15 protein-coding genes and 1 tRNA gene are annotated in these 13,245 nt (G+C 34.0%); 9 read left to right on the forward strand and 7 right to left on the reverse strand.

The annotated features are described in order from the left end of the window. Positions 1–16: 16 nt before the first annotated feature. On the reverse strand, positions 17–979 hold the full coding sequence (locus tag SYN6308_RS03510; protein WP_017293048.1) for an aldo/keto reductase: 963 nt from the start codon (positions 977–979) through the stop codon (positions 17–19). Positions 980–1,134: 155 nt separating this feature from the next. On the opposite strand from SYN6308_RS03510, the gene SYN6308_RS03515 reads away from it, so the two are divergent. Further along, entirely contained in the window at positions 1,135–1,326 is a 192-nt protein-coding gene (locus SYN6308_RS03515; RefSeq protein WP_017293049.1) for a hypothetical protein, read from the forward strand. Positions 1,327–1,518: 192 nt separating this feature from the next. Further along, on the forward strand, positions 1,519–2,616 hold the full coding sequence (locus SYN6308_RS03520; protein ID WP_017293050.1) for a hypothetical protein: 1,098 nt from the start codon (positions 1,519–1,521) through the stop codon (positions 2,614–2,616). 44 nt (positions 2,617–2,660) lie between these two features. On the opposite strand, the gene leuS is transcribed toward SYN6308_RS03520, so the two are convergent. Continuing rightward, positions 2,661–5,261 (reverse strand): leucine--tRNA ligase, encoded by a 2,601-nt coding sequence (gene leuS, locus SYN6308_RS03525; RefSeq protein WP_017293051.1) that lies wholly within the window; start codon positions 5,259–5,261, stop codon positions 2,661–2,663. Positions 5,262–5,321: 60 nt separating this feature from the next. Between leuS and SYN6308_RS24425 the strand changes: the two genes are divergently transcribed. The 5 genes from SYN6308_RS24425 to SYN6308_RS03540 all read left to right on the forward strand — a co-directional run bounded on the left by SYN6308_RS24425 (position 5,322) and on the right by SYN6308_RS03540 (position 8,753). Then, entirely contained in the window at positions 5,322–5,510 is a 189-nt protein-coding gene (locus SYN6308_RS24425; protein ID WP_144051389.1) for a hypothetical protein, read from the forward strand. A 6-nt stretch (positions 5,511–5,516) separates the two neighbouring features. After that, positions 5,517–6,362: a hypothetical protein gene (locus SYN6308_RS03530; protein ID WP_017293052.1), complete on the forward strand. Its 846-nt coding sequence runs from the start codon at positions 5,517–5,519 to the stop codon at positions 6,360–6,362. 6 nt (positions 6,363–6,368) lie between these two features. Beyond that, positions 6,369–6,512, forward strand: a complete 144-nt coding sequence (locus SYN6308_RS24805) for a hypothetical protein (protein WP_158412746.1) — start codon at positions 6,369–6,371, stop codon at positions 6,510–6,512. A 58-nt stretch (positions 6,513–6,570) separates the two neighbouring features. Beyond that, entirely contained in the window at positions 6,571–7,518 is a 948-nt protein-coding gene (locus SYN6308_RS03535) for a DUF4351 domain-containing protein (protein ID WP_017293053.1), read from the forward strand. A gap of 383 nt (positions 7,519–7,901) precedes the next feature. Then, positions 7,902–8,753: an alpha/beta fold hydrolase gene (locus SYN6308_RS03540; RefSeq protein WP_017293054.1), complete on the forward strand. Its 852-nt coding sequence runs from the start codon at positions 7,902–7,904 to the stop codon at positions 8,751–8,753. A 482-nt stretch (positions 8,754–9,235) separates the two neighbouring features. Here SYN6308_RS03540 and SYN6308_RS25965 read toward each other — a convergent pair whose 3' ends face one another. From SYN6308_RS25965 to SYN6308_RS03560, 3 genes are all read right to left on the reverse strand, one after another. Continuing rightward, positions 9,236–9,364 (reverse strand): four helix bundle protein, encoded by a 129-nt coding sequence (locus tag SYN6308_RS25965; protein ID WP_083879517.1) that lies wholly within the window; start codon positions 9,362–9,364, stop codon positions 9,236–9,238. Positions 9,365–9,506: 142 nt separating this feature from the next. Further along, positions 9,507–10,553, reverse strand: coding sequence for a hydrogenase expression/formation protein HypE (gene hypE / locus SYN6308_RS03555; protein ID WP_017293057.1), 1,047 nt, complete (start codon positions 10,551–10,553; stop codon positions 9,507–9,509). 110 nt (positions 10,554–10,663) lie between these two features. Further along, positions 10,664–11,122, reverse strand: a complete 459-nt coding sequence (locus SYN6308_RS03560; protein WP_017293058.1) for a phosphate-starvation-inducible PsiE family protein — start codon at positions 11,120–11,122, stop codon at positions 10,664–10,666. A gap of 209 nt (positions 11,123–11,331) precedes the next feature. Here SYN6308_RS03560 and SYN6308_RS03565 point away from each other — a divergent pair, with 209 nt between their 5' ends. Both SYN6308_RS03565 and SYN6308_RS03570 read left to right on the forward strand, forming a co-directional pair. Further along, complete coding sequence (locus tag SYN6308_RS03565) at positions 11,332–11,529, forward strand: hypothetical protein (protein ID WP_017293059.1); 198 nt, start codon at positions 11,332–11,334, stop codon at positions 11,527–11,529. 139 nt (positions 11,530–11,668) lie between these two features. Further along, positions 11,669–11,740 (forward strand) — tRNA-Lys (locus SYN6308_RS03570). 257 nt (positions 11,741–11,997) lie between these two features. Here the strand turns inward: SYN6308_RS03570 and petJ are convergent. Next, on the reverse strand, positions 11,998–12,330 hold the full coding sequence (petJ, locus tag SYN6308_RS03575; protein ID WP_017293060.1) for a cytochrome c6 PetJ: 333 nt from the start codon (positions 12,328–12,330) through the stop codon (positions 11,998–12,000). 118 nt (positions 12,331–12,448) lie between these two features. Then, positions 12,449–13,243: a 5'/3'-nucleotidase SurE gene (gene surE, locus SYN6308_RS03580; protein WP_017293061.1), complete on the reverse strand. Its 795-nt coding sequence runs from the start codon at positions 13,241–13,243 to the stop codon at positions 12,449–12,451. Between the last annotated feature and the right edge of the window lie 2 nt (positions 13,244–13,245).

Here is a 13,245-nt window from a genome sequence, read left to right on the forward strand (position 1 = left end):
AGCCTGAGGCAATCTCTTAGTCAAAATTCCACATAACGGGGTTATCGTCTAAATATTGTGTTACTCCATAGCCAATCTCACTTATTTTGAACACATCTTCAGGGGTAAGATTAACTTCTATTGCTTTGGCGTTGGCTTCAGCTTGGATAGCATTTCTCGCACCAACGATGGCATTAGTTTTTGGTTGGCGGATTAACCATGCGATCGACAATTGTGCTAAGGTGCAGTTATATTGTTCGGCGATGGGTTTGAGTTGAGTTAATGCTGTTTGCACTCTTTCCCAATGGGGAGATTGAAATAAACGATTATTTTTGCGATGATCACCTTGGTCAAAAGTGGGATTAGTGTCAAATTTTCCTGTTAAAATACCTTGGGCAAGGGAAGAATAAGCCAATATAGAAATATTTTTTTCTGCACAATAGGGTTGAATTTCTTTTTCCGCAATTCGCCAAAACAGAGAATAAGGGGGTTGAATACTATCAATCTCTCCATATTGTAAGGCTTCGGTTAATTGTTCACGGGAAAAGTTTGACACTCCTATAGCCCTAATTTTGCCTTGTTGTTTTAAATCAGTCAAGGCGCGCATGGTTTCTTCTATGGGTACAATCTCACTATTCCAAGTACCAGAAGGCCAGTGAATCTGGTATAAATCTATATAATCTGTCTGTAAATTTGTCAAGGAATTATGACAAGCGGTGATGACATCATCATATTTAAGATGATTAGCAAATACTTTTGTTGCATAAACAACTTTGTCTCGCACCTCCTTTAAGGCTTCCCCGACTATTTTTTCTGAATGCCCTTCGCCATATACCTCAGCAGTATCGATCGTAGTAATACCAGAGTCAAAAGTTTGACGAATCGCCTTAATACTTTCGCTGTCTTCAATACCTACCCACATTCTTTTCCCCGTTTGCCATGTACCTAAAATAATTGGGGTAATATAAATATTTGAGTTGCCAAGTTGTCTCGTTTCCATAATCAATATTTTTAATGATGAATTAATAATTACTATCGTAGGTTGGGTTGTAAAAAAATCCAACTGTTAATTATCAAGATTTTTCAAAAATTATTTAAGCTATTCTAAAATTTAGCTAGAATGTTCATGCAATAAATTCAAAGAATATGTAAATTATGACGGAAGATATTAACAAACTTAAAAAAATCATTGAAAATGCTTTAGCCGACGGTAGATTATCTCGTGCTGAGAGTGAAATGATCAAAAAAACTATTTATGAAGATAATATCGTGACTCCTGAAGAAGCCCAACTTTGGCGAGAATTACAGCAAAAAGTCACCGATGGGGAAATTATACTAGAAAGTTAAGTCATGAGAGTTTTTTTTGTGTCTCTAGTTCGGCACGAAACAATCTCCTAAAAAGATAAGTTATATCAATATTCATAATTTGATTCGATCGAGCTTAACCTTTTTTCTGTTATTCTATAGTGATAGTTACATAATTAATCACTATGGAAAAACTGACACGGGATATTTTAGGGCAAACTTATAACGCTACTGTTGACGCAAAAAAAAACTACAGGAAAAATACTTGCGATCGCAAATTACAGTGATAAACAGCAAGTCTGTTTTCAAGTGACAGAAGGACAAAATGGTATTTGGATTCCCGCTTTAGCTTTAGAAAGTGTATCGACAAATACAAAGAAAAAAGAAGAAGAAATGGTTTTACAAACTACTTTTTATGAAGAGTTATTAAATAATATAAATGATCAATTCAGTACCAATATTAAAATTATTAATCAAAATATTGATGATGCTCAACAACTACTGAATAGGCTAACAAAAGACTTTCAAGAATTAGGAAAAAATCATTTAAAAATCTTGAACGAATACTTAAATACCGTACTTTCAAGCATTAAAAATTTAGTGGATCAAATTGTACAAACTATTCAAAATATTTGGGCTGAGAGTCTGCGAGAATCCATTGCATTAATTATGAAAGATTCTTCTTTGTATTTTAATAGTGCCAAAAGAAAAATCAATTATTTGAAAAAAACTTATCCTCAAGAAAGTAATAGTCAATTAGCTGGAAGATTAACACATCATTTAACAATTATATCTTTCAAATCTAAATTACTCGGAAAAGATATTAAAACTTGGGAAATGATAAAAAGTTTATTAATAGAATTAGACTTATTAAAAATTTCTAGTCTTTTAACTAAATTAATTTATGGAGTTGCTATTCTTCATGGTTTTGATGAATTAGATAAAATTGATATGGGAGAAATTATTGGAATTTTAGCATTATGTTTAACTGTTGATTCTCTCAAACAATTGGGATTAGATTCACTAATACAATCATTAAAATTGCATAATCCATTAGTCATGAATAATAAAACTGTTGAGTCAACGGTTAAAATTACTTTTAATGCAGTGTCTAATATTGCTTTATTTCAAATGATTCGTTATGCTTCTTACTTATACTATGATATAAAAACCGATAGCTTAGAAAATCCCATTACTTCAGCTAAAGCATATAAAGACTTTACTCAACAAGTACAAAGTTATTTAAACGAAACATTAAATCAGAAAAATCAACTGGTTAAAATTGTCAAAAATATCGCACAGGTTGAAGAAAAAATAGAAGCCTTAGCTTAATTAACTTCTTCATCGTAATTGGTGGGCAATGCCCACCCTACAGATTAAATTACGAAATTAACTAATTTATTGGGTACAACAATTACTTTTTTAATGGGTTTTTCGCCAATATGTTTTTTAGCAATATCCGACTCTTTCGCAAAGATTTCTAACTCCTCTTTAGTGGCAGAAGCTGGTACAGAAATTGTACCTCTGGTTTTACCCATTATCTGAATAACTAAGGTAATTTCATCCACGATTAATGCCTCATTCTCTAAGGTTAACCATGTCTGCAAATGCACTGATTCATTATTACCTAATAATTGCCATAATTCTTCGCTAATATGAGGTGCAAATGGTGCTAAAAGTAAGATTAAGGTTTCAATTCCTTCTCGAAAAACAGACGAATTTTTAATGTTAGTATCTCTTAAAGCGTTGCTTAATTTCATTAACTCAGAAACTGCAGTATTAAATTGATAATCGCCGTTTAAGTCTTCAGAAATTTCTTTAATTGCTGTATGAATTGCCCTTCTTAAATCTTTTTCTTCTTTGGTTAATTTAGCTTTATCAAAGGTTTTATTCTTAGCAGAATTAGGGTTTTCTACAAACTCATTAACTAATAACCAAACTCGATTTAAAAAGCGAAATTGTCCTTCTACATCGGCATCTTGCCATTCTAAATCTTTCTCCGGAGGGGCTTTAAATAAGATGAACATTCTGGCAGTATCTGCTCCATATTTAGATAATACTACCTGTGGATCAACTCCGTTATATTTAGACTTGGACATTTTCTCATAAAATACTGAGAGTTTCTGATTAGTTTCTCTTTCATAATAAACTGTTTCAGTTTTGCCTTTGTCGTTGGTTTCTTCTAGGGAATAGACGTTTTCGGCAATGACATATTTGCCCGTTTCAGGATTTTTATAAGTCAACCCTTGTACCATACCTTGAGTTAACAATCTTTTGAAAGGCTCATCAACCTTGACTAAACCTCGATCGCGCACTACCTTAGTAAAAAACCGTGAATAAAGTAAATGTAGAATTGCGTGTTCAATACCCCCTACATACTGATCTACTGCCATCCAATCATTCACTCTAGCAAAGTTAAATGCCTCATCTTGGTTGGTTGCATCGGTATAACGGAAAAAATACCATGAGGAGTCGATAAAGGTATCCATAGTGTCGGTTTCCCGTTTTGCCGGTTTGCCACATTTTGGACAGGGTACATTAATCCAGTCTTCAATTTTAGCTAAAGGAGACGCACCACGCCCCGAAAATTCTACATTTTCAGGTAGTTTTACTGGTAAATCTTGACTAGGTACGGGTACTATACCACAATCTTCGCAGTGAATAACAGGAATGGGACAACCCCAGTAACGTTGACGGGAAATCAACCAATCTCGGAGGCGATATTGAATGCGTTTTTTGCCATAGTCGTTATTTTCCGCAAGGCGAATCACGGCTTCTTTTCCTTTAACAGAATTCATGCCGTTAAAACCCCCAGAGTTAATCATGATACCTGCTTCGGTGTAGGCTTCCAAAAGACATATATCACCGTTATCGGCATCATCGGGTAAGATAACTACTTTGATGGGTAAGTCATTTTCTTTGGCAAATTTGAAGTCTCTTACGTCGTGGGCTGGTACTCCCATAACTGCCCCTGTGCCATATTCGTATAAGACATAATTGGCGATTAAAATGGGGATTTCTTCTCCTGTAAAGGGGTTAACGGCTTTACCTCCTGTCATTGTACCTTTTTTGGGCTTGTCATCGGCAGTTCGATCGATCTCACTTTCCTCGGATACTTCTTTGATAAAGGCTTCCACCGCTTCTTTTCTGTCTGGGGTAGTGACAATTTGAGTTAGGGGGTGTTCGGGAGCGAGTACTACATAGGTAACTCCATAGACGGTATCAGGGCGCGTTGTAAACACGGCAATTTTTTCATCCCTTCCCACAATCGGAAACTCTAAATAAGCCCCTACAGACTTACCTATCCAGTTTTCCTGCATGGTTTTAACTCGATCGGGCCACCCTTGTAATTGTTGTAAGTCGTTCAACAGTTGTTCGGCGTAATCGGTAATCTTGAAAAACCACTGTTTTAATAATTTACGCTCAACTTTTGCACCGCTACGCCAAGAGTAACCCTCAGAGTCCACTTGTTCGTTAGCTAACACCGTTTGATCGATCGGATCCCAGTTTACCCCAGCTTCCCGTTGATAAGCAAGTCCAGCTTCTAAAAATTGTAAAAATAGCCACTGTGTCCATTTATAATATTCTGGGGAGCAAGTGGCAACCTCTCGACTCCAATCAATGGATAAGCCTAATTCTTGGAGTTGCGATCGCATTTGGGCGATATTTTCAAAAGTCCACTTAGCAGGAGGGATACCCCTATCAATAGCGGCATTTTCCGCAGGTAAACCAAAGGCATCCCAACCCATAGGATGTAAAACTCGATGCCCTTGCATTCTTTTACAACGGGCGATAACATCAGTAATAACATAGTTACGCACATGACCCATATGTAATTTTCCCGAAGGATAGGGAAACATCGAAAGAGCATAAAATTTAGGTTTTTCGGTATTTTCTTCGGTAAGATAAAGGTGAGAATCTGACCATTGTTTTTGCCATTTTGATTCTATATCACTAGGATTATAGGGAGTTTGCATAAATATTTTTGAAGTATCTATAATTATTTAATTTAGTCGATCTTTCATTTTAACCTGAGTTTGACCTCACCTCGATGGAGGTATAGAAGACTAAAAGCACTACCAACAATCGATCGCTTTTTAGCGGCGCTGTGCGATCGAACCTCCCCTATCCTGTCATTGCGAGGATACGAAGCAATCTCCTCAAAATCGATCGCTTCTTCTGATCAATTAATGGTAAAATATCACTGGAAAAACCTGAAATGTTGATATTAAATGTCTCAATTTCCCCATGACGAATTTGTCAAAGAAGTGTTACCAGAATTGTATCAAAATTATGGTCAAGTAATTCCTTCAGCGGATGTTAGTAGCGAAAGAAGAGAAGTCGATATTCTTTTTATTCCTGATAAATCAGTACCGACAACACCCGACACATTAGGATTATTAGGAAAAATTGCACAAACAACTTGTTTAATAGAAGTTTACCGTAATCATGTTCAAGCCGAAGAGATTCTGGATTGTATTGGCAAACTAATTAGTGTAAAAAACAATCTTTTAAAAGACAAAAAAAAAGACATCGCTTTATGGATTATAACCCCGACTATTTCTAAACAGATTTTGAGTCAATTTTCAGGACAACCTCAAGAAAATTGGGAGAAAGGAGTGTATTTTTTACCTCAAGGATTTAACACAGGTATTATTGCCGTACATAAATTATCAAAAACTCCCGAAACATTATGGTTAAGACTATTTGGGCGGGATAAAATACAGTTTAGTGCCATCGAGGAATTGGAATTATTAGCAAATAACCATCCTTCCCGAAAAAATATATTAAAATCGGTATATGGTTTATTAAATGCTATGGAAGCAAATCGGAATAAATCATTCTCTATCAATCAAAAAAGGCAGGTGTTAATTATGAGTTTAAGAGCAATATTTGATGAAGAATTAGCTAAAGAAAAGAAACAAGGTATTCAACAAGGTATTCAACAAGGTAAATCTGAAGGGAAACTGGAAACAGTGCCACTTTTAATCCAATTAGGTATGAGTGTCGATGAAATTGCTAATCGCCTTAATTTACCCCTAGAGATAGTAAAAAAAGCTGTTAATCCCCAAAACTAAGACTAAATGTCTTTATACTGCGATCGAGCTTCCTCCAATATCGATGCCAAAGGCACGCTGCGCGCCCGAACCTCCCCTATCCTGTCATTGCGAGGATACGAAGCAATCTTTAAGCGCGATCGAACTCCCCCTAAAATCGATCGAACTTAGCGGTAATTCGTGAGGGAAAGTTGAGATATAATAGTTCAATAAATGTGACAATTAATTAATGACGGAAATCAACGCTAATTACGATGAACCTTGGAAGGAAGCTATTGGAGATTACTTTGATAGATTCCTCGACTTCTTTTTTCCAGAGGTTTATAATCTCATTGACTGGTTAAAACCAATAACTTCTTTAGATAAAGAATTACAAAAAATAACAGCCGATTCTGATGATAGTAAAAGATTGGTGGATAAACTATTTCAAGTTTGTTTAAAAAATGAACTTGAAGTGTGGATTTTAGTTCACATCGAAGTACAAAGTCAGTACGATAGCGACTTTAATCAACGAATGTTCATCTACCATTATCGTGCTTTTGACTTGTATCGAAAACCAGTAATTAGCCTTGCTATACTAGGAGATGAAAAGGAAAAATGGCGACCATCCAATTATGGTTATGATTTAGGAGGATGTCAACTGAATCTTAATTTTCCCTCGATCAAATTATTAGATTATCAACAAAAATGGGAAGAATTAGAAAAAGATTTAAACCCCTTTGCCATGATGGTAATGGCACATTTAAAAACCAAAGCAACCACAAGTAATTTAACCCAAAGAGAGCAATGGAAATGGTATTTAATCAGAAGTTTATACGATAAAAAATACAGTAAATTAGAAATAGTAAAACTGTTTAAATTTATCGATGCCATGATGACTTTACCACCATTATTGCAACAAAGTTTGAATAAAAAAATAATAAAATACGAGGAGGAAAAAATTATGCCCTTAGTTAGCCCTTTTGAAAAAATGGCAAAAGAAGAAGGAGTAAAAGAAAGGATCGATCGAGATAAGGAATTAATTATTCGTTTAATTCAAAGAAAATTGGGAGTAATTAATGAAGATTTACAAACTCAAGTAAAAGCTCTAAATATTGATGATCTAGAAACCTTAGCTGAGGATTTATTTGATATGGATTCGATCGAAGATTTACAACAATGGTTAAGTAAGTTCTAATTTTTATCTCTAAAAAAATCAGTAGCTTGAAATATAGCTACTTTTTTTTGTCTCAATATGCTCGATCGAACTTCCCCATAATCCCACAACCTCGATCGAACCTCCCCTCTCTTGTCATTGCGAGGCACGAAGCAATCTCTTTAAACTCGTTTTTATCAACAAGTTTTAGAAATTAGACGTACAGAAGGCACACAATGGGGGGCAAACATGGTTATTCGTCAATTAAATCACTTTAGTTGAGTTACGCTATGAGCAATGAAATTTATTTCTTTGCGGGGGGATTGAGGTAAACGATCGAAATTTAAAGTAAGGTTTTTAATTTTCAATTCAGGTAAAATACTGATAGAATAAGATTTTTAATCATTCTAAATTCTACATTCTCAATGACGATCGAATCACAAGGAAAAATCAATATTCGGGGAGTAAACCACTATTACGAGTGGATTCGTCAACCTTCAGCAAATAATCAACCTAAGCCGGTGATGGTATTTATTCACGGTTGGGGAGGCTCTTGTCGATACTGGCGTACTACTGCGAGTTCGATCGTCTCTGACTATGATTGTTTGCTGTATGATATGCGAGGTTTTGGACAGTCAACGGAGGAAAAACAGGGAAATATTGGCTATGAATTAGAAGATTATGCCGAAGATTTATTGATATTATTAGATACATTTCACCTCGATAAAATTTATTTTAATGCGCATTCTATGGGGGCTTCGATCGGAACAGTATTTCTTAACATAGCGCCTGAGAGAGTTCATAAAGCAATTTTAACTTGTAATGGAATTTTTACCTATAATGCCCTAGCTTTTTCGGCTTTTCATCAAGTAGGAGGATATGTGGTTAAATTTCGTTATAACTGGTTTTTAAAAGTGCCTTTTGCCGATAAAATGTTTATGGCTAGATTTTTATATCAACCCATACCAAAAGATATGAGTATTGCTTTTTTAGAAGACTTTTTATTAGCAGATTATAACGCCGCTTTGAATACAATTTATTCATCGGTAAGTAAAAAAGCAGTGGATATTATGCCTCAAGAATTTGCCAAAATAAAAGTACCCACTTTATTAATTTCGGGAGAAAAAGATCAAATAATTCCTGCAATTATGGGAAGGGAAGCCGCCGCTTTAAATACTGAAAATATTGTTTATGTAGAAATACCAAAAACTGGTCATTTTCCTATGTTAGAAGATAAAAAAACTTACTTAAATACTATTAATAATTTTCTTCAATAATCCTTAAAACGGTGGTTCGACTACCCTCACCAACCGCACATTTATTTTTATGGTTCACTCAGGTATTATTGGGGATTTAGGGGCGGACAAAATAACTTTAGCAATCACGATAAACTTGATTTGCTAAATGATACGGGTGAACGAAATTTTGGTTGGGAGGAGTTTATGAGGGCAAAGTTAAATGGGCAAAGGGCAAAGGTTATTTATCTAATTTATTAATCGTGGAAACAAGTAACGCTTGTACCTCATTTACCTTATTTATTGCTAAATCTATCCATTCAAGATTTTCAATTATTTTTACTTCTTTACTAATAATTAATTGAGTTTCTAAAGAAGGGAAAAGTTGTATGGGCAAGGGTCAAAGGTTATAATAATTTTAGCTATAAGGGTTGATTTTATTATTAAGTATTTTTTTTGTTATTTTTGATATATTCTGTTTATATTCTTGCCTTTGCCCTTTGAACTTTTGACTTTGCCCTTCTTTAACAGTGATTTATTTGAGAAACTAATCCATATAATTCTTTCTTAGGGTAATTATTGGTTAATCTATAAATAATAACGGCTAAATTTTTAGCTTTTTGCCAAATGAATTGGTCTTTATAATTTGCCATAATGAAGGAAAAAGTAAGAAGGAAAAGTAAAATAACTCTTTAATTTATATCATACTATCCTTTGCCCTTTGCCCTTTGCCCTTTGCCCAATGTTCAAAGCTATATTTCCCAACTATTTTTTCGCTCACCCAAATGATACTTTTTAACAAATGCGGGGTAATTGCTCACCACTCAACATATCGACAATTCTTTTACCTCCTATTTTATTATTCATAATCACTAGAGAATTATCTGTTTTTTTTACTGTACCAATGACATTAGCAAAATGATTTTTTGCTTGTAAAATAGTTAAACTTTTACTCACATATTCCTCCTCAATAAACATAATAAATCGTCCTTCATTGGCAACATAAAGAGGATCAAAACCAAGTATTTCACAAGCTCCTTTTACTTGTTCTATGACATGAATTGAATCCTCATTAATATTCATTTCTAAATTAGTTGAAAAAGCAATTTCATTTAAAGCACTTGCTAAACCACCTCTAGTTAAATCCCGTAAACAATGAATTTTAATTCCTGCTTTTAATAATTCTAAAATAGTTTCCGCTAGGGGCGCACAATCACTTTTAATAGTTGTTTCAAACTCTAAACCTTCTCTAATTGCCATAATTGCTATGCCATGTTGCCCAATATCACCACTAATAATAATCACATCATTAGGCTTAATTGAAAAAGGATTTATTTCTAAATTATGATCAATAATTCCGATCCCAGAAGTATTAATAAATATACCATCACCTTTGCCTTTTTCTACAACTTTAGTATCCCCTGTAATAATTTTTACTTTACTTATTTCTGAGGCTTTTTTTATAGATTGTATAATTTGCCATAATTTAGTAATTTCTAATCCTTCTTCCAAAATAAAACTTAAACTTAAATAAAGAGGAATTGCACCCCCCATAGCTAAGTCATTTACTGTACCATAAACTGCCATTGAACCAATATTTCCTCCGGGGAAAAATAGAGGATTTATCACATAAGAATCCGTAGTAAAAGCGATTTTATTTTTACTAAGATTAACTACTGCACAATCATGATCAATATTATTTTCAGGGGGAAAAGTAGTTAAAAACATCTCATTGATTAATTGCCTCATTAACTTTCCTCCACTACCATGGCCTAATAAAATATGAGGATATTTATTAATAGGTAAAGGACAATTAATTTGAAATTCTTTATTGTCTTCCATCACTTTATTTTTTTTCAAAATCCCTTAATAAATTATCATAAATTGTTCCTATTTTCTGAGGAAGCAATCTAGAACATTAAACTTTTTTTTAAGTTAATCTTCATTTCTATTTAAAATTTTTTCTGGTTAGAATAGCGAATAATTCCATAACTAATAGCTAAACAGACGATCGCAACTCCTAAAGCAATCAGATCAATTTTTTGGTATTTACCCGGATCAAAAATTATAATTTTTCGAGCCACAGCAATTAAAGCAGTAGTGACAACTAACTCTAATTGTACAATATGTTTTCTAAGATAAACTGTTATATTTTCTAAGAGTTCTAAGGCAATTAATATATTAAGAAAAAAGCCAAAAAGTTCGATTAAAGTACGGTTAAAAAATCCTAAAGGCTCTTCTTTAAATAAATCCGTAACTAAAACTAATACTAAGTCATATAAAGCAACAAAAATAACCACGATTAATGCTAAAGAAAGAACCTTTGACACTAAATTTTCAGTGACATGAATTAATTTTAGAAAATTTCTATCTCGAAAGAAATCTTCAAGCCAAACTAAAATTTTTCCCATACTTATATCAAAGTTTTAAAAGATTTTTAATCAACTAATTATTAGAAAAATATATAAACTCTTTACAATTTAGCATTTTGTGAAAAGTTTTTTCATCTAATAACTATCAGAACAATAATTGTTAATTTATATAAAACTATCCTTGACTAGAATAAGAAAAAATGATAAGATTCCTCTGTAAGAATCAGCAATACTAAACTGAAAACACCATGACTGTTAATGCCCATAACTCAATTCAACCCATGAAAGAGGATGTTCGTGATTATGTTGCTCATTTACAATTACATATGAGTCTTCAATCTCGCAATTTATTACCACATCTGAGTCAAGTGAAAGATAGTCGTGATCATCTACTCTATCAAACTCAGGTACAAATAGAAAAAATAAGTTCCCGTGAGTTGACTTAAGTTGATTGCTTCTAAACTATACCAGTTCTCGATCGAGGGGGTAAAAATAAAGAAATAAAAACTTTTTCGATTTTACTCTTGCATTTTTTTTTAAAGTTCGTTATACTGGTTATCGTTGCGAAAATTAAAAGCAACGAATGGGTCGCTAGCTCAGCGGTAGAGCACTCGGCTTTTAACTGATTGGTCCTGAGTTCGAATCTCAGGCGACCCATTTTTACATTTAACTAACTTAATATTCCACGATACTTAAAAGATTATTAGGTTTTATTCTTATCAAAGATATACTCAACACTACACAGACTTTCATCGTGTATAGTTTTAGCAATTTTTAAGTCAAAAAATTTTCTTTAATTTTGTCTATACAAAGTCTCAAAACTCTGATTTCCTCTTTTCTACCATGATCAAAAGACTTTTTAAGCAACTCCTAAGTAGGGATTGGTGGGCAATGCCCACCCTGCATATTAGTTTTTACCAACCTTTTTCGGCTTGAGAAAGAACATAAGTAGCTACGTCTTCAATTTGTTCTCCTGTTAAATTCTTACCAAAAGAAGGCATTGCGGCTTTACCATTAAGTATTTGAGTTTTAATTTTGTCCAACTCATACATATCATATTTTTCTAAGTCGGCTTTTTGTAAAGTTTTGGTAGGATTCACCACATTTCTTCCTCCCATGTGACAAGAAGCACAATTAGCACTGAATAAAGTCGCACCTTTAGAGGCATCTCCGGCTAAGGCTGGACTTGCAAAGGTAAAAGTAACAAGGGTAATTAATAAAACTACTACACTAAGAATTTTTTTCATTGGGAATTTCGATCGAGATATTTTTTATCACCTTCGATCTTCTGCAATTTGTTTTCCATTGTCAAAAGACAAGTGGTCAAAGTTTGTTACATTTCTTAATCTAATATGGCTTAACATTTTAATTTTCGATTCCTGAATCTTTGAGTTTTTGCACCGTTACCACATCAGTTAAATTGTATTGTAATGGAGTCATAGTTATATAATTTTCTTTGATGGCTTGAACATCCGTGGGCAAATCAGGGGGTAAGTAAATATGTTCGGGTTGCTCCAGTTCTTCCACTAATTCTCCTGCTAACCAATAGTAACTTTTTCCTCTGGGATCGGTTCGTTTTTGGAAATTTTCGGTGTAACGTCTAATACCTTGACGAGTGATTTTTACTCCTTTAATGTCTGTTTCTGCTACTGGAGGAATATTGACATTGAGTAAAGTCGCTTCGGGTAAAGGGTTTTGAGTGAGTTGGTTAATCAGTTTGACGGCAAAATTGGCGGCGGGTTGAAATTCTACGCTGGTGAAACTGGCTAAACTAAACGCTATACTCGTAATCCCGTCGATCGAGCCTTCCATAGCTGCGCTCACTGTGCCTGAGTATAATATATCAGTGCCTAAATTTGAGCCGTGATTAATCCCAGAGAGGACAAAATCAGGTTGCTCTTTTGAAATGGCGTTCAAGCCTAGTTTAACGCAGTCTGAGGGCGTTCCCGAACATGACCACACCGTGACTTCAGGATGAAAAACGCCTTCAATTTTCTGTGCTCTAATGGGTTGATGAAGGGTTAAACCATGGCCTGTAGCCGATCGTTCTCTATCAGGTGCTACTACTATAACTTGATGTCCTTGAGATACGATCGTATTAGCTAAAGTGCGTATTCCTAAAGCAAAAATACCATCATCATTACTAATTAAAATTTTCATAT

The organism is Geminocystis herdmanii PCC 6308, assembly GCF_000332235.1.
Taxonomy (GTDB): domain Bacteria; phylum Cyanobacteriota; class Cyanobacteriia; order Cyanobacteriales; family Cyanobacteriaceae; genus Geminocystis; species Geminocystis herdmanii.